This is a genomic window from Nesterenkonia xinjiangensis (assembly GCF_013410745.1).
Taxonomy (GTDB): Bacteria; Actinomycetota; Actinomycetes; order Actinomycetales; family Micrococcaceae; genus Nesterenkonia; species Nesterenkonia xinjiangensis.
Map to the genome: position 1 here is coordinate 3,446,135 of NZ_JACCFY010000001.1, position 22,647 is coordinate 3,468,781.

A 22,647-nucleotide genomic window follows, 5' to 3' on the forward strand; every position below is an offset into this window, starting at 1 on the left:
CTGGGTGCGGGCTCAGCCGAAGGGGCGGCCCGTCAGCGAGAGCAGCGGCACCTTGATCTCAGCATCGGTGAGCGACCCGTGCTGGCCGATCATCTGCAGCGGGTCCGTCCCCGTGCGTTCGGTGTGATAGAACGCGAGCGGGCCGTGGACGGCGATGAGCAGGTCCCCGATGCGGGGGCGCACCCGGTCCTCCACGAGGCCGAACCAGCCGGCGTCGATGGCCTCATCCCGGGTGCAGATCCACGCCTGGTCGCCGAAGCGCTCCTCCCAGGCCTCGTGGACCTGTCGGCGCACCGCAGGAGAGGCGTCGTTGTCGAAGTAGACGTGCACGAAGCGTGGTTCGCCGCCGGTGTGCCTCACGCCGCGCAGCAGCGCCTCCTCCTGGCTGAAGTCCAGGCGCCCCTGCGGCGCGATGTCCAGCATCCCGTGATCGGCGGTGAGCACCACGGAGAGCTGATCGCCGAATCGCTGCCCGAGTCGAGTGACGAACTTCTCCGCCTCCGCGTCGAGCGTCTCCAGGGCACGGATCCACTCCGGGGAGTCGACGCCGTAGCGGTGCCCCGTCTTGTCCAGCTCATCCACGTAGAGATACATCAGCAGCGGCTGAGGAGAGCCCTGCCGGGCCGCGGAGGTTTCGGGCCGATGGGCGTGCACCGCGTCGGCCGCCATCCGAAACCGAGCGTCCATCCGGTTCGCGCCGAGGAACTCGCCGCCGGCGAGCACCGCCCGGGTGAGCGGGGAGTCGGCGAACTTCGGTCGGGACACCGTCAGCACCCGGGCACCGCCACGCTCCGCACGGCTCAGCACCGACATATGGGGCTGCCATCGGGCCGGATCCACCGCGGGGTCCCAGCCGCCGAGCATGTTGACCACCCGGTCCAGCCAGGGAGCCAGCACGTCGTAGCCCACCAGGCCGTGGCGTCCGGGAACCTCACCGGTGCCCAACGAAGCGATGGAGGCCGCCGTCGTGGCCGGGGCCGTGGCGTCGTTCACCTGCCCGGTGGCGCTGCGCCGCCAGGCGGAGGCCAGGAAGCGGGCGTGGCCGCTGTGCCGGGCGATGAGCTCATCGCCGAGCCCGTCGACCATGAGTACCACCGCGATGCTCGCCGAGGGCAGCCCCAGCCGCTCGGAGAAGCCGTCCAGCCCCAGGGAGGCGGCGGCAGAGGTCATCACATGGCGGACATGGCCCCCGTCATAGTCGGGGGCGAGTGCGGCCAGCTCACGTGCGCGTGCTGTCATCGGAATGCTCCCCTCCCGTTCAGCGGGCGTGACGAACGCAGGCACGACGCAGGGCACGCACGAAGCTTCGCGCCTCCTCCACGGCGGTGTCGCCCTCGGCGGTGGCCGCGATGCGCAGCACGATGTCCTCCGGGATCACGGTGCCGTCGTCGCCGTGGTCCGCCATGCAGTCCGGATCCCCACAGTGCACCGGAGCCGTCTCGAAGCGTGCCCCGCCGGTCCAGTTCATGTTGAGCGTGACCTCGGCCAGCCCGCGATCGGGGCGGAAGTGCTCGGGCTGGCGGTGCACCTCGGAGAGGATGACTGAACGGATCCGGCTGACCGGGACTACCTCCGTGGAGATCCTCGCCACAGTGTCGGTGCGCCCGGCGGTCGCCGCGTCGTCGGCCTCCAGGTCGTGGTCGTCGAGATGAGCCACGACGATGACGTTCTCGGCCAGCGCCAGCACGGTGATGTGCCGGTGCACCTCCTCCATGTCGAAATGAGTGTCCACATGGACGATCTGATGCGTCGGTTCGCGGCCGTCGAGCGCCTCGGTCACCGTGTGGTGCACCAGTGACGGATAGAAGCCGCCGCGTTCTATCGCCGCGCGCAGCGAGAGCGTCGAAGAGGGCGCGGAGTCGTCAGGGCTGAAGGTCATGGCACCCATGCTAGCTCGGCGCCGATTCGCTAGCCCGGTTCACCTGCTGGATAATGGAGCAGTGCCAGGAAACGCGACTTTTCACCACCGCAACGCAGCCCTGCTGTCCGTGGCCGAGGTTCAGGCCCCGGTTCCGCTCACGTCGAGGGATCTCGACCGCCGCCTGGCTGACGCCCTGAAGCGGCTCAAGCTCCCCCAGGGCCTGCTCCAGCGGGTCGCCGGGGTGAAGACGCGACGCAACTGGGAGCGGGCCGGCGATGTCCGTGCCGGGACGGTCGAGGCCGGGCGCCGGGCGCTGCAGGCCGCGGCGATAGACCCTGCCGACGTCTCGGTGATGATCAACACGTCGGTGACCCGGGAGCATCTCGAGCCCTCCGTCGCCGTCGGCATCCACCATGATCTGGGGCTGCCCAGCTCGGCGATGAACTTCGACATCACCAACGCCTGCCTGGGGTTCGTCAATGCGATGACCCTGGCCAGCTCGCTCATCGACGCCGGGCAGGCGACCTATGTGCTCATCGTCAACGGTGAGGACGCCCGGAAGGTCCAGGACGCCACCGTGGAGCGGATCAGCAGTCTGGAGTCGATGGTCAGCCGGGAGGACTTCATGTCCGAGTTCGCCTCCTTGACCCTGGGCTCGGGTGCCGCGGCCGCGGTCGTCGGCCCGGCGGACGGCCACCCGGAGGGCCACCGGATCGTAGGAGGCGTCACGCGGGCCGCCACCCAGCATCACGGCCTGTGCGTCGGCGACCACCGCGGCATGTACACAGACTCCAGGGGGCTGCTCGACGGAGGTCTGGAGCTCGTCATGGACGCCTGGCAGGACGCGAAGGAGCACTTCGACTGGGAGTCGATGGACGCCTATGTCACCCACCAGGTCTCCTCGCTGCACACCGCCTCGATCATCAAGGCCGCCAAGCTGGACAAGAAACGGGTCCCGGTGACCTATCCGGAGCTGGGCAACGTGGGCCCCGCCTCACTGCCCATCACCCTCTCCCGTGAGGCCCCCCGGCTCTCGCCAGGCTCGAGGGTGCTCTGCATGGGAGTGGGATCCGGGCTCAACACGGCCATGGTGGAGATCGCATGGTGAGTGCACCCCGGCTGAGCTTCCGTTCCCTGCCCGCGGCCCACGCGCAGCTCCCTCCGAGGCGCCTGCCCGGCCTCGACCCAGCCTGGTCGCGGCTAGTGGCAGCGCGGACCACGGACGGAAGCCGCACCTTCCACGTGCTCGACACCGGACCGCTGCTCGCCGAGCGGGGCATCCCCGTCCGCGGCACCATCCTCGCGGTGCACGGCAACCCGACCTGGTCCTATCTATGGCGCGGGCTCCTCGCGGAATCGCTGCGACGCGGCGGCGCCGAGGGAACTGCCGCCGGCTGGCGGGTGATCGCACCGGACCAGCTGGACATGGGCTTCTCCGAGCGCCTGGCCCACCCTCGGGCGCCCCGCCCCCAGCATGTCGGACAGCACGACGACGCCGGCTATCGGCGCCTGGAGCAGCGCCTCGACGACCTCGACGCCCTGATGGACGCGCTCGACGTCGACACCGCCCTGCCGCTGGTCACCCTCGGCCACGACTGGGGCGGCGTGATCTCGCTGGGCTGGGCCATGCGCCACCCGCACGACGTCGACGCCACCGCGACCTTGAACACCGCAGTGGACCATCCGGTGGAGGAGCACATCCCGGCGGCTCTGCGCGCCGCGATGGCGCCCGGGCTGCTCACCGCCTCCACCGTGGAGACCCGCGGCTTCCTCTCCGTGACGCTCTCGCTCGCCGAGCAGGGCCTGGACCCGGAGGTCCGGCGGGCCTATCTCGCCCCGTACCGGACCCGAGACCGTCGCGGCGGCGTCGGCGGCTTTGTCGCCGACATCCCCGCCCGAGCCGAGCACGTCTCCCGGGGCGCTCTCGAGGAGATCTCCTCCGCTCTGGGCGAGTGGACGAAGCCCTCGCTGGTGCTCTGGGGGCCGAAGGACCCGGTGTTCCAGGAACGCCACCTGGCCGATCTGCAGCGTCGACTCCCGCATGCCGACCTGCACCGTTTCGAAGGCTCCGGCCATCTGGTGGCCGAGGATCGGGACATCGCCTCGTCCGTGCTGACCTGGCTGGAGGGCCTCACCTGGACCGACGGGCAGCTCGTCCCGGAGATCGGAGGGCGCCGATCCCCCGAACCTGCCGCCGAGATCGACGGACTGCACGCGCAGCTGGCGGAGATGACCGCCGGCTGGCGTCGGGGATCACCCGCCGTGGTGGACATGACCGGGGAGGAACCGGCGACCCTGAGCTGGCAGGAGCTCTCCGCGCGCATCGACGCACTCGCCCGCGGTCTGAGCGAGCTCGGTGTCGCCCGCGGCGACCGGGTCTCGCTCCTGGTCCCCCCGGGCAATGATCTGACCGTGGTGCTCTACGCCTGTCTGCGCGTCGGCGCGGTGGCCGTCGTCGCGGACGCCGGCCTGGGCGTGCGCGGGATGACGCGGGCGGCCCGCAGCGCCCGTCCGGAATGGATCATCGGTGCCACCCCGGGCCTTGCCCTGGCCCGCGCGTTCGGATGGCCGGGTCGACGCATCAGCGTCCAGGCGCTCTCGAGCCGCCAGGCTCGGCTGCTGGGCACCGTCGCCTCGGTGGAGCGGCTGCTGCGCAGCCATGTGGGACGCACACCTGAGGTCCCCGCTCCTGCTCCGGAGGACGAGGCTGCGGTGCTCTTCACCTCAGGGTCCACCGGCCCCGCCAAAGGCGTGATCTACACCCATGGCCGGCTCGCCGCCCTGGTCGCCCTGCTGCGCCGACAGTTCGACGTCGTCCCCGGCTCCTCGCTGATCGCGGGCTTCGCGCCGTTCGCGCTGCTCGGTCCGGCCATCGGCGCGACCTCGGTGACCCCGGACATGTCGGTGACGAAACCCGCCACGCTGACCGCCGTCGCCGTGGCCGAGGCGGCGCTGGCCGGCGAGGCCACGATGTTCTTCGGCTCCCCCGCGGCGCTGCGCAACGTGGTGGCCACCGGCGCGGACCTCGACCCCGAGCAGCGCGCCGCCCTGCGCCGGATCGCTCTGGTGCTCTCCGCCGGGGCCCCGGTGCACCCGGACCTGCTGGACGCCGTCCAGGAGCTGTTCCCGACTGCGGAGATCCATACTCCCTACGGCATGACTGAAGGGCTGCTGCAGGCAGACATCGATCGTGGCCAGGTGCATGAGGCTATGGCCACCCGGCAGAGCGGTGTATGTGTGGGACGTCCGGTGGCCGGAGTCCACGTGGCTTTGGCTCCCCTGGACGCCGAGGGCCGCCCCGCCGAGGAGCTCGTCGTCCTGCAGGAGCCGCCCCAGCCCGAGGCTGTGGGCGTGCTCGCCGAGGTCGTCGTCTCCGCCGCGCACATGAAGGCCGGCTACGACCGCCTGTGGGACACCGACCGTGCCAGCAGCCGCGACGATGCCGACGGCCTGCTCTGGCACCGGACCAATGACGTCGGACACGTCGATGCCGAGGGCCGGCTGTGGATCGAAGGGCGCCTGCAGCACGTGATCACCGCCCCCGGAGGGCCTGTCGGTCCCGGGTCGGTGGAAACCCCCGTCGACGCTCTCGAGGAGGTCGCCCGCAGCGCGGCCGTCGGCGTAGGGCCCGTCGGCACCCAGTCCGTGGTGGTGATCGTGGAGCCCCAGACAGATCCGGGCGAGCTGTCGACCGGTCGATCCCCACTGGCCACCCCCGAGTTCGCCGCCGCCGTGCGAGGCGCCGCGGGGGACGTCCCCGTCTCCGCCGTGCTGGTGCTCGAGGAGCTTCCCACCGACATCCGCCACAACTCGAAGATCGACCGCACCCGACTCGCCGTCTGGGCCGACCGCGCACTGACCGGAAGGAGGCCCGGCACACCGTGACCGCCGCCACCCGGCTGGAGGACCAGCCCACCATCCCCCGGGAGATTCCTCCCGGTTCGCGGGTGCTGCTGACCGGCGCCTCAGGCCTGTTGGGTCGCAGCCTGGCCCGCCGCCTGGCCGAGACCGGCTACGTGGTCACCACGCTGCAGCGCGGCCCGTCCCAGCTCGAGGGCGTCCGGGATGTCCGCGGATCGCTGACCGATCGGGCCGTCGTGGCCGAGGCCATGGCAGACCAGGACGCCGTGGTCCATATGGCCGCGAAGGTCTCGGTCTCCGGCCGTCAGCAGGACTTCGTGGACGTGAACATCCATGGCACGGAGAACGTCCTCGACGCGGCCGAGGCCGCCGGGGTGGAACACGTGCTGCACGTGTCCTCCCCCTCGGTGGCCCACTCCGGCGCCTCTCTGGTCGGCGCGGGTGCAGGTGACCCGGACCCCGAGGCGGCCGAGGGACACTATGCCCGCACCAAGGCGGAGGCCGAGCTGCTCGTGCAGGCCCGGGCCGCCGCCGGGATGAAGGTGCTGGTCATCCGCCCTCACCTGATCTGGGGGCCCGGGGACGGTCAGCTGACGCGCCGCATCGTGGACCGTGCCCGCTCCGGACGGCTGCCGCTGATCGGCTCCGGGGCTGCCCTAGTGGACACCCTGTACATCGACAACGCCGTGGACGCCTTCGCGGCCGGGCTGCGTCGGCTGCCCGCCATCCATGGGAAGCGCCTGGTGCTCACCAACGGCGAGCCCCGACCGATCGGAGAACTGATCATGGGCATCGCGGCCGCCGGTGGGGCTCGACGTCCCCGGCTGCGCATCGCTCCAGGCGCGGCCAAGGCCGCCGGACGCGCCGTGGAGACGCTCTGGGGGCTGGCCGAGCGCGCCTTCGGCGACTTCGAGGACGAACCGCCGATGACGAGATTCCTGGCCGAGCAGCTCTCGACCGCCCACTGGTTCGACCAGCGCGAGACCCGAGAGGCGTTGGACTGGGCCCCAGCGGTCAGCATCGACGAGGGACTGGCCCGCCTCGCAGAGCATGTGCGTCGCACCGGCGGTGTCTGAGGCTCAGCGCGCGGCGACCTCCATCCGCAGGGCGGAGACGAGGTCTCGGTAGATCTCCGAGCTGCCCAGCAGCTCCGCGTGGGTGCCGGCGGCCACGATCTCACCGGCATCCATGACCAGGATCCGGTCGGCGTCGACCACTGTGGACAGTCGATGCGCGATCGTCACCACCGCCGCATCTCGTGCATGCTCGGCGATCGTGGCCTGGATGGCGGCCTCGGTGATGCCGTCCACCTGGGCGGTGGCCTCGTCGAGCAGGAGCACGGCGGGACGGGCGAGGAGCGCGCGTGCCAGGGCGATCCGCTGACGCTGTCCGCCGGAGACGTTGGTGTCGGTCAACGGAGTGTCCAGGCCTTGCGCGAGCCGGTCCGCCAGGTCCCCCAGATGCAGCCGCTGCAGCACGGCCTGAAGCTGATCCTCACCCGTCTGCGGGGCCGAGAACAGCAGGTTCTCCCGGACCGTGCCCGGTACGACCGGCGTCTCCTGCTCCACGTAGGCGAAGGCCGCGCGCACCTGGGCGTGGCTGAGCTCCGCGTAGGGGCGCCCGCCCAGCCGGATCAGTCCGGACTCCGGCTCCAGGAAGCGCATCATCAGCGAGAGCAGGGTCGTCTTCCCTCCACCGGATGCCCCCACCAGCGCCAGATGCCCACGCGCGGGCACCTCGATGCTGACCCCCTTGACTGCGGCCGGGGCATCCGCCCCGTAGCGGGCGGTCACCCGGTCCAGCTCCACCACCGGAGACTCCGCCAGCCCGTCCTCCGGCGGCTCCCTCCTGTCCAGCACCCCGGAGGCGACGGTCGACATGCGCCGCACGGCCGTCTCGACGTCCTCATGCTCCTCCCCCAGGACACGCACGTCGGCCCGCGGGTCCTCCACGGGCATGGCCTCCACCTGGCTGATGCGGCCGGCCGCAGCCAGGCCTGACTGCAGCGTGGTCAGGTTCTGGGTGAGCTCCATCAGGGGCCCGGTGAGTCCCCAGACGTAGAGCAGGAAGGCCACCATCGTGGAGACGCCCATCTCTCCGTCGGCCACCCTCCACGCCCCGAAGGCCAGCACCATGATCACTGCCCCGTCCAGGCCGACGCCGGCCACGGTCCACGCCCCAGCCTGGATGCGCACCGAGCGCAGGCTGTACCGCCTGGAATCGCCGACATGCCGCATGAGCGCGTCGAAGCGTCGCGGCTCGGCCCCAGAAGACTTCACGGTCTTGATCGCTCGCACGGTCCCCTCCAGCTCGGACCCGAGATCCCCCAGGGCGGCCTGCGCCTTCTCCTCCACCGTGGCGATCCGGGGCATCAGCACCGCGAAGATCGCCAGCACCAGGATGACGGAGCCCAGCGTCAGCCCCAGCAGAGGCAGGTCGAGGCGGGCCATCAGCACCAGGGATCCGATGATCATCATGGTGCCGTTGATCAGCCCGATGATCGCTGTGGAGGCCGCCTGGTTCAGCAGCACCGTGTCCGAGGTGACCCGGGTGACCAGTTCGCCTGGACCGCGCCGCAGCAGTTCGAAGACGCGGGCACCCAGGTAGCGCAGGATCATGCGTCGCCGGGCGTCATGGACGATGTCCTCGGCCAGGCGCCCCAGCAGGACCCATTGGACCCAGCCCAACCCCGCACCGAGGATCAGCAGTCCCACCAGCACCAGCACGGGATCACGCAGCGAGGCACCTTCAGTCAGGCTGTCCAGCACCCATTTGGTGACCATGGGGCTGGCCAGACCCATGGCGGAGACCGCCAGGGAGAGCAGGAGCCCAAGTCCGAGCACCGGCAGATGAGGTCGGGCGAAGGACCACAGGACCCGCAGTCGAGTCGAGGAGGAGGCCGACGTGACCTCGGTTGATGATTCAATCATGACACCTAGTGAGACATATTTGTCCCGTATTGGTCAAGTGGTGGCACTCTACAGGCCATGAAAGTCCGGTAGGCTGATGGCATGAGCGATCAGAACACCGCGGCACCCTCCGAGCCCAGCAGCACCGCCGCCAGGACGCGCCAGGCGATCCTGCTGGCCGCCGTGGAGGTCCTCTCCGTCAATCCCGGCGCCGCACTCGGTGAGGTGGCCACCCGGGCCGGGGTCTCGCGCAGCACCTTGCACCGGCACTTCGCCGATCGCGCCGCACTGCGTCAGGGCGTGGACTCGCTGGCGGAGGACCAGTGGAAGCTGGCAGTCCACAGCGCCCGCCTGGCGGACGGCACCGGTTTTGAGGCCTTTCGCCGCCTGTGCGGTGAGCTCATCAGCCGAATCGACACGCTGGCCTGGTGGATGGCCTGTGAGAGCGCGGGTTCTGAGGGCGAGGGTTCCGAAGGCGAGGAGTGGTCACAGGAGGACGCACTGATCGCGGAGGCGCTGACACGCGGCAAGCAGGACGGCAGCGTGGACCCGGCACTCAGCGTGGAATGGGTCAGCAACCTCACCTGGGCCACGCTCTATGCGATCCGTTTCGTCCCCGCCCAGGGCGGCCTGAGCCCTTTCGAGGCCCGTCAGCAGGGCCTGCGAACTCTCCTGAAGGCGGTGGCAGCCGATCCCGCCGCTTCCTGAGCCCGGCGCTCTCCGGCCCCTTCCCCCACACGATTCGTCACGGCTCACCAGCGGCTGATCGCCCGGCGCGCCGAATCGGTGCGCTGCTCCGGGTTCGCGATGTCGACGGCGGCGTGCAGGATCCGCACGCCCTCCTGGGCCGCGAGCAACGGAGACAGCTCCAAGGAGGCCACCTGGGGGTGGTTGTCCTTGAGCAGGGCCACCCGCTGCACGACCTCCTCGACGGCGGCGATGTCGACCACGGGCAGCCCGCGGTGTCCCAGCAGCTTCCGCGCGGCGCGGGGCCCACGGACCAGCTGGCGGATGTCCTGGTCGGTCAGCGGAGGCACGGCATGGGCCCAGTCGTCGAGCAGGTCGACGGCATCGCCGGAAATGCCGAAGGACACCACCGGGCCCATGAGCGGGTCCTCGATGGCACGGACCATGCAGCCCTGACCGATAGGGGCCATCGTTTGGATTTCCAGACCGGGGGCACCGTAGTGGGCCAGCTGGTGCCGCATCTCTGCCACAGTGTGCCGCAGCATCGTCGCATCGCTGATGTTGAGCCGCACCCCGCCGAGGTCCAGGCGGTGGCGCAGGTGACCGCTCGTGGCCTTCACCGCCACGGGCCAGCCGAGGCGCTCGGCGGCCTCAACCGCCTGATCTTCGGTGTCGAAGGGCACCGACTCCATGGCCTCGAGCCCGTAGACCTCCAGCAGCTGCGCGGCCCTCCCTGGGTCCAGCCGGCACAGATCAGCGCCGTCGACAGACTCCCCCAACCAGCGTTCCAGCAGCTCGTCACCGGTCCGCTGAGCCTGGGTGCCCTCCAGGTCAGGCGGGACCCGGTGCTCTCCGACGCCCTGTCGACGCCAGCGCTGGTAGGTGACGATCTTCCCCAGTGCAGCCATCGATCGTGCCGGGGAGGAGAACACCGGCACGCCCTGCTGCAGGGATCCGGTCGCCAGCACCGGCGCGGCGGCGGCCACATGGTTCAGCGGCACATCGGGCTCCAGGATCCCGATGAGGGACACGACGACCGGCTTCGGATGCTGCAGGGCGGTCTCCAGGATGGTGCGGGAGTGGTCATGGTGCTCTCCGGTGATGCTCGGCTGCAGACAGACGGCGACAGCGTCGACCTCCTCAGCGCCGAGCATCGTGTCGAGGACCTCGGCCAGGGCGGCGGCGGCTTCCCTCTGGGTCCCCTCGAGATCCAGGGTTCCGTCGAGGTGCGCCGCCTCCAGCCCGTGGGCCTCCGCCGCGTCGGCGAGGACCCGGCTCATCGAGGGCGAGTTGGACAGGATCCCCACCCGTCCACCGGCAGGCAGCGGCTGGGTGGCGAGGACCTGCAGCACGTCCATCAGGGAGTCGTGGTTGCCACAGCGGATCACCCCGGAGTTCTCCAGCATGGCGTCCAGCGCGCCCTGCGGTGCACTGGTGGTGCGGACGTCATGCCCAGGGGGCAGCCGGCGGCCCGTCACGTCGGAGGTCGCCACCACCACCGGCTTCGTCAGGGAGAGCCGACGGGCGATGCGAGAGAACTTCCGCGGGTTCCCGAAGCTCTCCAGGGAGATGCCGACCGCCCGGGTGGCCTCATCGTCCTCCAGACGCTGCATCGCGTCATTGCCGGAGAGGTCGGCGCGATTGCCTGCGGAGATCACAGCGGAGAGCCCGATCTGCCGACGATGCGCGGCGGCGTAGAGGGAGACTCCGATGGAGGCTGACTGGCTGAAGAGCCCCACTCCCCCGCGCAGCGGCATCTGGGGGGACAGCGAGGCGTTGAGGGCCACGTCGGGGGCGGTGTTGATCAGACCCACCGAGGCCGGGCCGATGACTCGCATACCCCACTGTCGGGCGAGACGCACCAGCTCACGCTGATCCAGCCCCAGGCCTTCGGTCCGGTCGAGCCCGGAGGTGACCACGAGCAGTCCCTTGACCCCGTGGCGGCCGCAGTCGATGACGACCTCGGCCAGACGCTCGGGCGGCACGGCGACCACCGCCAGGTCGACGTCCTGCTTGATATGGGCCAGCGAAACGTAGGCCTCGGTGCCCCCGACCTCGAAGGCCTCGGGATTCACGGAGTGCACGCCTCCCGTGAACCGGCCCTCCACGAGGTTCTGCAGCAGGTGGTACCCCACCGAGCCGTATTCGCGGGAGGCTCCGATCACCGCCACCTGCTTCGGAGCGAGCAGCTCGGCGACGCTGCGCGACTCCGCCCGATGCTCCCGGGCCTCCATGACCGCACGGGAGCGTTCGGTGGGATCGATGGAGAACTCCAGCAGCACGACACCGTCCTCGAACCGACGCTGGACCTCATAGCCGGCCTCGGAGAAGACGGTGAGCATCTTGCGGTTCTGCGGCAGCACCTCGGCGGAGAACCGCCTCAGCCCTCGCTCGCGGCCCGCGGCGGCCAGGTGCTCCAGCAGGATGGATCCGAGTCCTCGGCCCTGATGGGCGTCGGAGATGTTGAACGAGACCTCGGCCTCGGCCGAGCCGTCGATCCGGTCGTAGCCGCCGAGTCCGATGATCTCCTGCTCGCCGGAGGGGCTCGCCAGCAGGACCACCATGGCCACCCGGTCCACATGGTCCACCTGAGTGAACCGTAGGAGCTCCTTCTGGGTGAGCGTGGACTTGTAGGTGAAGTAGCGCAGATAGATGGAGGACTCGGACTGCGCGGCGTGCATGCGCTGGAGCCGCTCGGCGTCGTCGGTGCTGATCGGGCGCAGGTGGGCGGCCGCGCCGTCGCGCAGCACGACATCAGCCTCCCAGTGGGCCGGATATCCGCGGGATTCAGCTGGCTCACCCATAGGATCAAGACTACGAGAAGATCTCAGGGACTGACACCGACAGCATCTGCTGAGACCACCAGACCGATCGACGAAGGACACCTCCAGCCCCCATGGCCCGCCGTTCGACTTCCCGCTCCCCGCGCTCCGGCTCCGAGCAGCCCCCGGTGACACCGGAGGATCAGATCGTCGACATCGACGTCTCGGCGGAGATGGAGACCTCGTTTCTGGAGTACGCCTATTCGGTGATCTACTCCCGCGCCCTGCCGGACGCCCGGGACGGCCTGAAGCCGGTGCAGCGGCGGATCCTGTACATGATGTCCCAGATGGGACTGCGCCCCGAGAAGGGGCATGTGAAGTCGGCCCGCGTGGTCGGCGAGGTGATGGGGAAGCTGCACCCGCACGGCGACGCGGCGATCTATGACGCGCTGGTGCGCATGGCACAGTCCTTCTCGCTGCGCCTGCCCCTGGTGGACGGGCATGGCAACTTCGGCTCGCTCGACGACGGACCGGCCGCTCCGCGCTACACGGAGGCGCGCATGACGGCGGCGTCGGTGTCGATGACCACCGACCTCGACGAGGACGTCGTCGACTTCGAGCCGAACTACGACAATCAGCTCACCCAGCCGTCAGTGCTGCCCAGCGCGTTCCCGAACCTGCTGGTCAACGGCGCCTCCGGCATCGCGGTGGGCATGGCCACCAACATGGCCCCGCACAATCTGGGCGAGGTGGTCGCCGGAGCCCGGCACCTGATCGAGTACCCCGAGGCCACGCTCGAGGACCTGATGGTCCACATCCCCGGGCCGGACCTGCCTTCTGGCGGACGGATCGTGGGGCTGGACGGCATCCGTGATGCCTACCGGACCGGCCGCGGATCGTTCAAGACCCGAGCCACGGTCTCCATCGAGCAGGTCTCCGCACGGAAGACCGGGATCGTGGTCACCGAGCTGCCGTACATGGTCGGCCCGGAGAAGGTCATCGAGAAGATCAAGGACGCGGTGCAGTCGAAGAAGCTGGCCGGCATCTCCGACGTCCTCGACCTCACGGACCGCAAGCACGGGCTCCGGATGATCATCGAGCTCAAAGCCGGGTTCAACCCCCAGGCGGTCCTCGCCCAGCTCTACAAGCTCACTCCGCTGGAGGACTCCTTCGGGATCAACAATGTCGCTCTGGTGGAGGGCCAGCCGCGGACGCTGGGGCTCGTGGAGATGCTGCAGGTCTACGTGGGCCACCGGATCTCCGTGGTGCGTCGCCGCACCGCCTACCGGCTGAAGAAGCGTCAGGACCGGCTGCACCTGGTCGAGGGGCTGCTGATCGCGATCCTCGACATCGACGAGGTCATCCAGATCATCCGCGCGGCTGAGGACACCGCCACCGCGCGGGAGCGGCTGATGACGATCTTCGACCTGACCCACCTCCAGGCCGAGCACATCCTGGAGCTGCGGCTTCGTCAGCTGACCCGCTACTCCGCGCTGGAGCTGGAGCAGGAGAAGCAGCGCCTAGAGGAGGAGATCTCCGAGCTGCAGGCCATCCTGGACTCGGAGCTGCGGCTTCGTGAGGTGGTCTCCGACGAGCTGGAGCAGGTCGCCCTCGCCCATGGGGATGACCGGCGCACCCAGCTGGTCGAGTCGGAGACGCTGGCCGCACCGGCACCGGCGAAGGCTGCCTCCTCTGACGAGACCGCCTCTGCCCTGCAGATCGCCGACAGCCCATGCTGGGCCCTGCTGTCCACCTCGGGTCAGCTGGCCCGGACCACGGACCGTTCCGGGCTGGTCCACCCGACCCGGCGCGGCCGGCACGACGCCCTGATCTCGATGGTGCCGGTCTCCGCACGTGGAGAGATCGGCGCGGTCACCTCGCTGGGCAGGATGATCCGCGTTCCAGTGGTGGACATGCCTGCTGTGGAGGTCGCCGCCGGGAAAGTGAATCTGAATCACGGGGCCAAGGTCAAGGACTTCCTCTCCCTGGAGCGCAAGGAGGAGCTGGTGTCTTTCGTCCCACTGGACGCTGTGATCGCCCTGGGCACCGGCGCAGGCCGCGTGAAGCGGGTCAATCCGGACTACCCGCTCAACCGTGATGAGTGGGAGGTCATCTCACTGAAGGGCCGCGACCGCGTGATCGGAGCGCAGGTGGCCGCCGAGGAGCGCGACCAGCTGGTCTTCGTCACCGCCGGCGCCCAGCTGCTGCGCTTCGACGCCGCACTGGTGCGCCCGCAGGGGCGCACGGCCGCCGGCATGGCCGGGATCAAGATCGCCGACGGCGACGAGGCCATCAGCTTCACCGTGGTGCCGGCCGCCGGGCTCGGCGACGCGCAGGGTGGCACGGCCGAGGAGCTTGCCGGCTGGACGCCGGTGGTGGTCACAGTCGCCGCAGGTGACGAGCCGCTGGAAGGCTTCGAAGCCGGCAGCGTGAAGGTGACCGAGTTCTCCGAGTTCCCGGTCAAGGGCCGCTCCACCGCCGGGGTGCGCGCTCACCGGTTCCTCCGTGGGGAGGACCGGCTGCGGCTGGCCTGGGCAGGAATGGGCCCCGCCCTGGGTGCGGCCAGGAACGGCTCCGCCCGCGTGCTTCCCGCGGAGATGGCCCGCCGCGACGGGTCGGGAGTCCCGCTGGACCAGACCGTGGAGGCGGTGGCCTCGAGTCCGGAGGCGCTCACCCGCGTGGCCGGGGCACGGATCGCCGCAGCCGGGGAGGCCGACGGTGCGGGCGACGAGGCCTGATGCTCAAGGCTCGACGTACCCGGCAGATGTGTCTCAGGATATGACACAGGCTTACTACAGGTTGTAGAAATCAGCTGCCCACCAGGAGTATTGTGGAGAAGCACCACGGATTCCGGGACCTGCCCACAGGCTCGGGCACGTCCATGACAGTCCACCCATCGGCAAGGAGATCCACCGCATGGCCACCCTCGGCGACCTTGAGCGTTCCGTCATGAGCCTGCTCTGGGACAGCAACGAGTCCCTGAGCGCCAATGACGTGCGTGATCGTCTGGACGAGGACCTGGCGGTCACCACCGTGCTGACAGTCCTCTCCCGCCTCGAGAAGAAGTGCCTGGTCACCCGGGAGCGCTCCAGCCGGCCCCACCGCTACTCCGCCGCCGCGAGCCGTGAGGAGCACACCGTGGAGATGCTGAACGAGGTCCTGGGCACCGCCTCTGACCGAGAAGCCGTCCTGGCCCGATTCATCGGCGGGGTCTCGGACTCCGAGGCCGCCGCCCTCCGGCGCATCCTGAAGTCTTCCTGACCGCCGTTCGCCGACCCTGAGCCGACGGGCCCATAGACTGACATCGTGACCTCGTTGGCCCTCTTCCTCGCCGTCCTGGCGTTCCTGCTGGCCGTGCCGATCCCACGGATGCTCAGCCGCGCCGGATTCCGCGCGCGCTCCCCCTGGACCGCCATGCTGCTGTGGCAGGCGATCGCGCTGGCCGGAGGGCTCGCCCTGATCGGAGCGCCGCTGGTCTACGGCCTCAGCCCGTTCGGGGACTCCCTCCATGAGGCCGCCGCGGAAGTGCTGCGCCTGTTGTTCGCGGCAGATTTCAGCGCGTTGGAGGATCTGCATGTCCTCCCCCTCCATGTCTTCGCGCTGTGCCTGGGGGTCATGCTCGGCGCGCATCTGCTGCTCACCCTGCTTCGCACCTACATCCGCGTGCTGGGATCTCGGCGCAGGCATCGGGACCTGGTCAGACTGCTGTCCACCCCCTTCGACAGCAGCACACCGGCCCAGGCCGGGCCGTCGATGTCCGGAGCCGCCCTGGACGAGGCCCACGTCATCGACCATGATGCCCCGCTGGCCTACTGCCTGCCCGGGCGCACGAACGCCACCTCGGTGACGGTGCTCTCCCGCGGCCTGCTGGAGCAGCTCTCCCGCGCGGAACTCGCTGCCGTGGTGGCCCATGAACGCACCCACCTGCAGCAACGCCATCACCTGCTGACCATGGCCTTCGACGCCTGGTACCGCGCACTGCCCTGGCTGCCGACGACCCGCTACGGGCGGGAAGCGGTGCTGGAGCTCACCGAGATGCTCGCCGATGACGGCGCCCTGCAGGAGCACTCCCGTGAGGATCTCCTGCGCTCTCTGGCCCTGAGCACCCCCGACGCCGCGTCCACTGAGGCTGCGCCCGCTCCTGAAGGAGCAGCTGCCCCGCCGGTGGACGCGGCCCGCGGAGCGACGGCGGGCGCCGGCGGCGCGGTGATCACCACCGCACGGCTCCGGCGGCTGTTGGTCCCGCCCCCGGCGCTGCCGCGTGCCGCCCAGATCGTCGTCGTGGCCACGGCCGCAGCTCTGCTCACCGTTCCGACGGCCCTGCTGCTGATCCTCTGATCCGGCGTCGGGCAGGCCGCAGCGGCTTCAGCGGGAGCCGAGACGTTCCTCGACCCACGCGTCCTCGACGTCCTCGTCACTGGCCCTTCCGGCGCGCAGGCGGCGGATCCGCCGCGCCTCGCGCAGGCGATCCTGCTTCGAGACTCCAGCCGAGGCCACCCCGGCGGCGCGCTCCCGTCCTCCCTCCTCCTCGGCGATGAGGTCCAGATCTCGGTTCCTGGCCGTCAGCCTCGCCGCGTATCCCCAGCCGATGAATCCCAGCAGCCCGAAGGCGTACCACTGCATGGAGTAGGACAGATGCGGGCCCTCGTCGAGCTGAGGCCTCGCCAGGGGGCGAGGCTGCTCGGCGGGAGCTGGATCCTCCTCGGCCATGAGCCCGTAGGCCCCGGTGACGATCTCTCGGCCCAACTGCTGCTCATAGTCGACCAGGTCCAGGGAGGCCAGCTGCCCCTCGGGGGCCCCTCGATCGATCTCCGGCTCCGCAGGTTTGAGCCGCACGGTCAGCTCGATCTCACCGCGCGGCGGCTCCGGCATATAGGCCGGCAGGGAGGCGTCAGTGCTGTCCGTGGGGAGCCAGCCGCGGCTGATCACGACGACGTCGCCGCCGTCGATCTGAAACGGCATCACCTGTTCATAGCCCACGGCCCCACTGTGGCCGCGGTTGCGGACCAGCCGAACATCTTCGGACAGGTACTGCCCGCGCATCGTGGTGACGGTCCATTCATCGTCGGCGTGGGGCTGGTGGAACGTCTCCCGGACCTCCGCATACGGGGTCGGCTCCTCGTCGTAGTTGGACACGACACGGTTGATGTCCTGCATGGCCTGCTCACGGCGGTCGAGCTGCCACTGGCCGAGGAAGACACACGCCACGGCGAAACCCACACAGACGGCCAGCCAGCCCAACCAGGTGGGGCTGAGCAGGAAGCGGTAGCGGGTCATCCGGAGCCCTCCTGGACGTCACCTGGGCCGCGCTCTCCGGAGCGGCCACCTGCAGGATGGGAAGGCAGCGGTTCGGTGCTGCGCCAGAAGAGCCGCTGCGCGAGGAAGTTCTCCAGCCACGGGCGATGCTCATCACAGGCGAGCCAGATCTTTCGGCGATCGGGCGCATGGATCTTCGGGTTGTTCCACAGGATCTGCCAGCACGCCTCGGAGCGGCAGCCTCTGCGGGAGCACTGGGGGGTCTCCGGACCGGCGTCCTGGCCGTCCGGTCCGCCCAGCGAGCTAAGGACGTCCATCGTCTCCATCATCTCGCACGACTTCACCTTCGATGATCTGCACCGGCCCGTGGTCGTCGCCCTCCGGCCGGGGGTCGCCGGCGGCGTCGGCGGCATCTTCGCTCTCCGAAGACGGCACGCTGCCCAGCTGCGCAGTGCCGGAGGGCAGCTGCGGCGTCGCGGACACCCCTTCGGCGTCACGGGAGCGGAAGTAGCGGTCAGTGCCGGCATTGGCCACGGTGACCGCGACGTAGGGCAGCACCACGGCCAGCGCGAGGAACACCCAGGTCATCCAGTTCTGCACGACCACGGCCAGCACGAAGCACACAGCGCGGATGCCCATGGAGACGGCGTAGCGCACCATGCGGCCGTGCTGCTCCTCGCTGTGGCGCTGGGGAGCGTCCGTGATGGAGTGGACCTGTTCGTTCACCGCTCCATTGTAGTGCTCCGACCTGGAAGCATACCGGCGATGTGACGAGACGGTCACCGGGTCGCTGACATAGGCTGGTGGGCAGTTCTGACCATCGTGACGAGTGGAGACCCATGAGCGGACGCAGCGTACTGATCACCGGCGGGAACCGAGGCATCGGCCGCGCCATCGCCGAGAAGTTCATCGCGGATGGAGACAAGGTGGCGGTGACCACCCGCAACGGTGACGCCCCGGAGGGCGCGCTGGGCGTGGCCGCCGACGTGACCGATGCCGCCTCGATCGATGAGGCCTTCACCACGGTGGAGAAGGAGCACGGCCCGGTGGAGGTGCTCGTCGCCAACGCCGGCATCACCCGGGATACGCTGCTGCTGCGCATGTCCGAGGACGACTTCACCGACGTCGTCGACACCAACCTCACCGGCGCCTTCCGCGTGCTCAAGCGGGCCTCCAAGGGCATGCTGAAGATGCGCAGGGGCCGCGTGGTGCTGATCTCCTCGGTGGTGGGCCTCTATGGCTCCCCGGGCCAGATCAACTACTCCTCGTCCAAGGCGGGCCTGGTGGGCATGGCCCGTTCCCTGACCCGCGAGCTCGGCGGACGAGGGATCACCGCCAACGTGGTGGCGCCCGGCTTCGTCCGGTCGGACATGACCGACGCGCTGGACGAGGACACCCAGAAGAAGTACCTGGCGAGCATCCCGGCGGGCCGCTTCGCCGAGACCGACGAGGTCGCACAGGTGGTCCGCTGGCTCTCCTCCGACGAGGCCGCCTACATCTCCGGCGCCGTCATTCCCGTCGACGGCGGCCTGGGAATGGGCCACTGAGTCATTCGCCCCCCTCTCCGACATCCAGCACAGAAGGAAACTCACAGACATGACTGACACCCAGGACCTCGCCGGGACCGGCGCCGTCATCACCGGGTCCTCCCGCGGCATCGGTGCCGCCACCGCCCAGCTGATCGCCGCTCGGGGCGCCGGCGTCGTGGTCAACTATCGCCAGAAGGCCCCGCGCGCCCAGAAGGTCGTCAAGGGCATCGAGGAGGCGGGCGGCCGCGCCGTCGCCGTCGGCGCCGACCTCACCGAGGCCGCCGGGGCCCAGGCTCTGGTCGACGCCGCGGTCTCCACCTTCGGCTCCCTGGACCTGCTCATCCTCAACGCCTCCGGCGGCATGGAGGCCGGCCGGGGCGAGGACTATGCGCTGACGCTCAACCGCGACGCCCAGGTGCAGATGCTGCGCACCGCCATGGCGGTGATGCCGCGCGGCTCTCAGGTCGTCTTCGTCACCAGCCACCAGGCGCACTTCATCAATGCGACCGCGACCATGGACGCCTACGAACCGGTGGCACGCTCCAAGCGTGCCGGTGAAGACGCGCTGATCGCCATGATTCCGGAGCTGGAGGAGAAGGGCATCACTCTGACCGTCGTCTCCGGCGACATGATCGAGGGGACCATCACCGCCACGCTGCTCGAACGCGCCGAGCCCGGGGCCATCGACGCCCGCCGCGAAGCCGCAGGCCGGCTCTACTCGGTGGAGGAGTTCGCCGTCGAGATCGCCTCCCAGGTGAATCGAGACGGCCTGGCGCAGGGGCATGTGGAGCTCGTCGGCGGCGCCCAGGACTTCCTGGACCGACAGCGCTGAGCCCACGCGCCCGGGCCCTGGGGCCTGGGCGCGCCGAGGCTCAGGCCACCTCAGGCGAGGCTGACGAGGTCCTGATAGTCCGCGGTGTAGAGGTCCTCCACGCCGTCGGGCAGCAGCACCACCCGTTCGGGAGCCAGCGCCTCCACCGCGCCCTCATCGTGGGTGACCAGCACGACGGCGCCCTCATACGTGCGCAGCGCGGCCAGGATCTCCTCGCGGGAGGCCGGGTCGAGGTTGTTGGTGGGCTCGTCGAGCAGCAGCACGTTGGCGCTCGAGGCGACCAATGTGGCCAGGGCGAGGCGTGTCTTCTCCCCGCCCGAGAGCACCTCCGCCGGCTTGTGGACGTCGTCGCCGGTGAACAGGAAGGAGCCCAGGATCCGTCGCTGCTCGGTGTCAGCGAGCTCCGGGGCCGCAGTCTTCATGTTCGCCAGCACGGTGCGCTCGGTGTCCAAGGTGTCGTGCTCCTGGGCGTAGTACCCCAGCTTGAGTCCGTGGCCGGGGATGACCGCCCCGGAGTCCGGCTGAGCGACTCCGGCCAGCATGCGCAGCAGAGTGGTCTTGCCGGCACCGTTGTAGCCGAGGATCACCACGCGGGACCCGCGGTCGATGGCCAGGTCCACGCCGGTGAAGATCTCCAGGGAGCCGTATGACTTCGAGAGACCCTCGGCGAACAGTGGAGTCTTGCCGCAGGAAGCCGGCCGTGGGAAGCGAATGTTGGCGACCCGGTCGGCCTGCCGTTCACCCTCGACGCCGGCCATCATGCGGTCGGCGCGCTTGAGCATGTTCTGGGCGGCCACGGCCTTCGAGGCCTTGGCCCGCATCTTCTCGGCCTGGGACCGCAGGGCTGTCGCCTTCTTGTCCGCATTGGCGAACTCCCGTTTGCGCCGTGCCTCGTCCTGCTCCCGCTGGGTGAGGTAGTTCCTCCACCCCATGTTGTAGACGTCGACCACGCAGCGGTTGGCGTCCAGGTAGAGGACCTTGTTGACGGTGCGCTCCATGAGCTCCACATCGTGAGAGATCACGATGAACCCGCCGGAGAAGTGCTGCAGGTAGTCACGCAGCCAGACGATGGAGTCCTGGTCCAGGTGGTTGGTGGGCTCGTCGAGCAGCAGGGTGTCCGCGTCCGAGAAGAGGATCCGCGCCAGCTCCACACGGCGGCGCTGACCTCCGGAGAGGGTCTTCAGCGGCTGGGTGAGGATGCGCTCGGGAAGGTCGAGGTTAGCGCAGATCGTGGCGGCCTCGGACTCGGCGGCATAGCCTCCAGCGGCCACGAACCGGGCCTCCAGCGAGGAGTAGCGCTTCATGGCCCGGGCCTGGACGGTCTCGTCGGAGGAGCTCATCTGTTCCTCGGCGGTGCGCATCCGAGTGATGACGTCGTCGAGTCCGCGGGCGGAGAGGATGCGTTCCCGGGCCAGCTGCTCCATGTTCTCCACCCGAGGGTCCTGCGGCAGGTAGCCCACGGAGCCGCTGCGCTCGACGTGGCCGTCCGCGGGCTCCGCCTGGCCGGCCAGCACCTTGGTCATAGTGGTCTTGCCGGCACCGTTGCGCCCCACCAGGCCGATCTTGTCCCCGGAGTCGATGCGGAAGGACACCTCGTCCATGAGCAGACGGGCGCCGGCTCGGAGCTCGAGGTTCGATACGCTGATCACAGTTGACAGGCCTTCCTGAGGTAGACAGAGACGACCGCAGAGCGGAGCAGCAGTCGATATGGCAGAGATGTTCGATGGCACGGGACCCCGGCACCCTGGACAGTCTAACGAGACTGTCCAGTCGAGCCCCGGGGCGGGGACGACGACGGCGGGCCAGCCCGCCGCCGGGCTGGTGACGCAGATCTCAGAGGTCCAGGTGGAGGTGGACTCCCCTGACGGCACACGACGGACGATCCTCCACGAGCTGAGCCTCACGCTGGAAGAACATGTGGTGGCGGTGGTCGGCGCCAACGGCTCCGGGAAGTCCACGCTGCTGCGGCTGGTGGCAGGGCTGGTCGCGCCCTCCGCCGGGGAGATCCGCTTCTCCCCCACCGTGCCGCGCTCCGGGTTCATCTTCGCGAACCCGCAGGCGCAGATCATCATGCCGGTGGTCGGTGAGGACATCGAGTTCTCACTGCGCGGCACGATCAAGGGTCGGGCCGAGCGCACCCGCAGGATGCGCGAGATCCTCGAGTCCCTGGAGCTGGGCCACCGGGAGGAGGCCAGCGTCTACGAGCTCTCCTCCGGAGAGCGGCAGAAGGTCGCGCTGGCCGGTGTGCTGGCCACCGAGCCCGAGCTGGTGATCGCCGACGAGCCCACCACCCTGCTCGACCTCCGCAACGCCGCCGAGTTCCGACGACGCCTGCTGGGGCTGGAGGTCCCGCTGCTGCTGGCCACCCATGACCTGGAGTTCGCCGCGCAGGCGGACCGGGTCCTGGTCTTCGATCACGGCAGGCTCCTCGACGACGATGAGCCCGCGGCAGCGATCCCTCGCTACCGCAGGCTCGCCCTGCAGACCCCCGAAGGAGCCTGAGGGTCACCAGCCCGCCGGATCAGGCGGGCAGCCTCAGATGTTGAAGCCGAGGGCGCGCATCTGCTCACGGCCGTCCTCGGTGATCTTCTCCGGGCCCCACGGCGGCATCCACACCCAGTTCAGCCGCCATTCGTCCACCATGGTGCCGACGTGCTGGCCGACCTGGTCCTCGAGGACGTCGGTCAGCGGGCAGGCCGCGGTGGTCAGCGTCATGTCAATCACCAGGGCGCCGTCCTGCGCATAGTTCAGGCCATAGAGCAGGCCCAGGTCGACGATGTTGATGCCCAGCTCGGGGTCGATGACCTCCTTGAGGGCCTCTTCGATGTCTTCGAGCGGGGTCCGCTCGGTGGTCGGGGTCTCACTCATGCTCTGGTCTCCTTCCTGGATGGCGTAACGCCTCGGCGTCACCGTGTATGCCCGGCCCGTGCGGCCGGCTGCTGTGGGGCGC

The 22,647-nt window shown here is 69.7% G+C and carries 19 protein-coding genes; 10 read left to right on the top strand and 9 right to left on the bottom strand.

Going from position 1 to position 22,647, the window contains the following annotated elements:
- Positions 1-12: 12 nt before the first annotated feature.
- Positions 13-1,239, bottom strand: a complete 1,227-nt coding sequence (locus HNR09_RS15400) for an alkaline phosphatase family protein (protein ID WP_179542829.1) — start codon at positions 1,237-1,239, stop codon at positions 13-15.
- Between the two features lie 19 nt (positions 1,240-1,258).
- Positions 1,259-1,879 (bottom strand): DUF5998 family protein, encoded by a 621-nt coding sequence (locus HNR09_RS15405; RefSeq protein WP_179542830.1) that lies wholly within the window; start codon positions 1,877-1,879, stop codon positions 1,259-1,261.
- 61 nt (positions 1,880-1,940) lie between these two features.
- Here HNR09_RS15405 and HNR09_RS15410 point away from each other — a divergent pair, with 61 nt between their 5' ends.
- From HNR09_RS15410 to HNR09_RS15420, 3 genes are all read left to right on the top strand, one after another.
- The gene (locus tag HNR09_RS15410) at positions 1,941-2,969 is read left to right on the top strand and encodes a 3-oxoacyl-ACP synthase III (RefSeq protein ID WP_343047566.1); all 1,029 of its coding nucleotides are present in this window, start codon (positions 1,941-1,943) and stop codon (positions 2,967-2,969) included.
- Positions 2,963-5,746: an alpha/beta fold hydrolase gene (locus HNR09_RS15415; protein ID WP_179542831.1), complete on the top strand. Its 2,784-nt coding sequence runs from the start codon at positions 2,963-2,965 to the stop codon at positions 5,744-5,746. The genes HNR09_RS15410 and HNR09_RS15415 overlap by 7 nt, the downstream gene beginning before the upstream one ends.
- Positions 5,747-5,808: 62 nt before the next feature.
- Complete coding sequence (locus HNR09_RS15420) at positions 5,809-6,798, top strand: NAD-dependent epimerase/dehydratase family protein (RefSeq protein ID WP_179543257.1); 990 nt, start codon at positions 5,809-5,811, stop codon at positions 6,796-6,798.
- A 3-nt stretch (positions 6,799-6,801) separates the two neighbouring features.
- Here the strand turns inward: HNR09_RS15420 and HNR09_RS15425 are convergent, their stop codons facing one another.
- Positions 6,802-8,652, bottom strand: a complete 1,851-nt coding sequence (locus tag HNR09_RS15425) for an ABC transporter ATP-binding protein (RefSeq protein ID WP_179542832.1) — start codon at positions 8,650-8,652, stop codon at positions 6,802-6,804.
- A gap of 81 nt (positions 8,653-8,733) precedes the next feature.
- Between HNR09_RS15425 and HNR09_RS15430 the strand changes: the two genes are divergently transcribed.
- Positions 8,734-9,339, top strand: coding sequence for a TetR/AcrR family transcriptional regulator (locus HNR09_RS15430; RefSeq protein ID WP_179542833.1), 606 nt, complete (start codon positions 8,734-8,736; stop codon positions 9,337-9,339).
- Between the two features lie 44 nt (positions 9,340-9,383).
- Here the strand turns inward: HNR09_RS15430 and HNR09_RS15435 are convergent, their stop codons facing one another.
- Complete coding sequence (locus HNR09_RS15435) at positions 9,384-12,122, bottom strand: bifunctional GNAT family N-acetyltransferase/acetate--CoA ligase family protein (RefSeq protein WP_179542834.1); 2,739 nt, start codon at positions 12,120-12,122, stop codon at positions 9,384-9,386.
- A gap of 92 nt (positions 12,123-12,214) precedes the next feature.
- On the opposite strand from HNR09_RS15435, the gene HNR09_RS15440 reads away from it, so the two are divergent.
- The 3 genes from HNR09_RS15440 (at position 12,215) to HNR09_RS15450 (ending at position 16,418) form a co-directional block, all read left to right on the top strand.
- Positions 12,215-14,818, top strand: a complete 2,604-nt coding sequence (locus tag HNR09_RS15440) for a DNA gyrase/topoisomerase IV subunit A (RefSeq protein ID WP_179542835.1) — start codon at positions 12,215-12,217, stop codon at positions 14,816-14,818.
- Positions 14,819-14,996: 178 nt separating this feature from the next.
- Positions 14,997-15,341 carry a BlaI/MecI/CopY family transcriptional regulator gene (locus tag HNR09_RS15445; protein WP_179542836.1) on the top strand — a complete coding sequence of 115 codons (345 nt, stop codon included), beginning with the start codon at positions 14,997-14,999 and terminating at the stop codon, positions 15,339-15,341.
- A 45-nt stretch (positions 15,342-15,386) separates the two neighbouring features.
- Complete coding sequence (locus HNR09_RS15450) at positions 15,387-16,418, top strand: M56 family metallopeptidase (protein ID WP_343047568.1); 1,032 nt, start codon at positions 15,387-15,389, stop codon at positions 16,416-16,418.
- A 27-nt stretch (positions 16,419-16,445) separates the two neighbouring features.
- Here the strand turns inward: HNR09_RS15450 and HNR09_RS15455 are convergent, their stop codons facing one another.
- Genes HNR09_RS15455 through HNR09_RS15465 form a run of 3 tightly spaced genes read right to left on the bottom strand, consistent with a single transcriptional unit; the run spans position 16,446 to position 18,062 of the window.
- Entirely contained in the window at positions 16,446-17,357 is a 912-nt protein-coding gene (locus HNR09_RS15455) for an SURF1 family cytochrome oxidase biogenesis protein (protein ID WP_179542837.1), read from the bottom strand.
- Entirely contained in the window at positions 17,354-17,653 is a 300-nt protein-coding gene (locus HNR09_RS15460) for an acetone carboxylase (RefSeq protein ID WP_246348909.1), read from the bottom strand. Before HNR09_RS15460 ends, HNR09_RS15455 begins: the two co-directional genes overlap by 4 nt.
- The gene (locus HNR09_RS15465; protein ID WP_179542838.1) at positions 17,640-18,062 is read right to left on the bottom strand and encodes a DUF3099 domain-containing protein; all 423 of its coding nucleotides are present in this window, start codon (positions 18,060-18,062) and stop codon (positions 17,640-17,642) included. Before HNR09_RS15465 ends, HNR09_RS15460 begins: the two co-directional genes overlap by 14 nt.
- Positions 18,063-18,175: 113 nt before the next feature.
- Between HNR09_RS15465 and fabG the strand changes: the two genes are divergently transcribed.
- Both fabG and HNR09_RS15475 read left to right on the top strand, forming a co-directional pair.
- Positions 18,176-18,883 carry a 3-oxoacyl-ACP reductase FabG gene (fabG, locus tag HNR09_RS15470; protein ID WP_179542839.1) on the top strand — a complete coding sequence of 236 codons (708 nt, stop codon included), beginning with the start codon at positions 18,176-18,178 and terminating at the stop codon, positions 18,881-18,883.
- Positions 18,884-18,932: 49 nt separating this feature from the next.
- The gene (locus tag HNR09_RS15475; protein ID WP_179542840.1) at positions 18,933-19,697 is read left to right on the top strand and encodes an SDR family oxidoreductase; all 765 of its coding nucleotides are present in this window, start codon (positions 18,933-18,935) and stop codon (positions 19,695-19,697) included.
- A gap of 50 nt (positions 19,698-19,747) precedes the next feature.
- Here the strand turns inward: HNR09_RS15475 and HNR09_RS15480 are convergent, their stop codons facing one another.
- Positions 19,748-21,346 (bottom strand): ATP-binding cassette domain-containing protein, encoded by a 1,599-nt coding sequence (locus HNR09_RS15480; RefSeq protein WP_179542841.1) that lies wholly within the window; start codon positions 21,344-21,346, stop codon positions 19,748-19,750.
- A 172-nt stretch (positions 21,347-21,518) separates the two neighbouring features.
- Here HNR09_RS15480 and HNR09_RS15485 point away from each other — a divergent pair, with 172 nt between their 5' ends.
- The gene (locus tag HNR09_RS15485) at positions 21,519-22,199 is read left to right on the top strand and encodes an energy-coupling factor ABC transporter ATP-binding protein (RefSeq protein WP_343047569.1); all 681 of its coding nucleotides are present in this window, start codon (positions 21,519-21,521) and stop codon (positions 22,197-22,199) included.
- Positions 22,200-22,232: 33 nt separating this feature from the next.
- Here HNR09_RS15485 and HNR09_RS15490 read toward each other — a convergent pair whose 3' ends face one another.
- On the bottom strand, positions 22,233-22,565 hold the full coding sequence (locus tag HNR09_RS15490; RefSeq protein WP_179542842.1) for a metal-sulfur cluster assembly factor: 333 nt from the start codon (positions 22,563-22,565) through the stop codon (positions 22,233-22,235).
- Positions 22,566-22,647 lie beyond the last annotated feature (82 nt).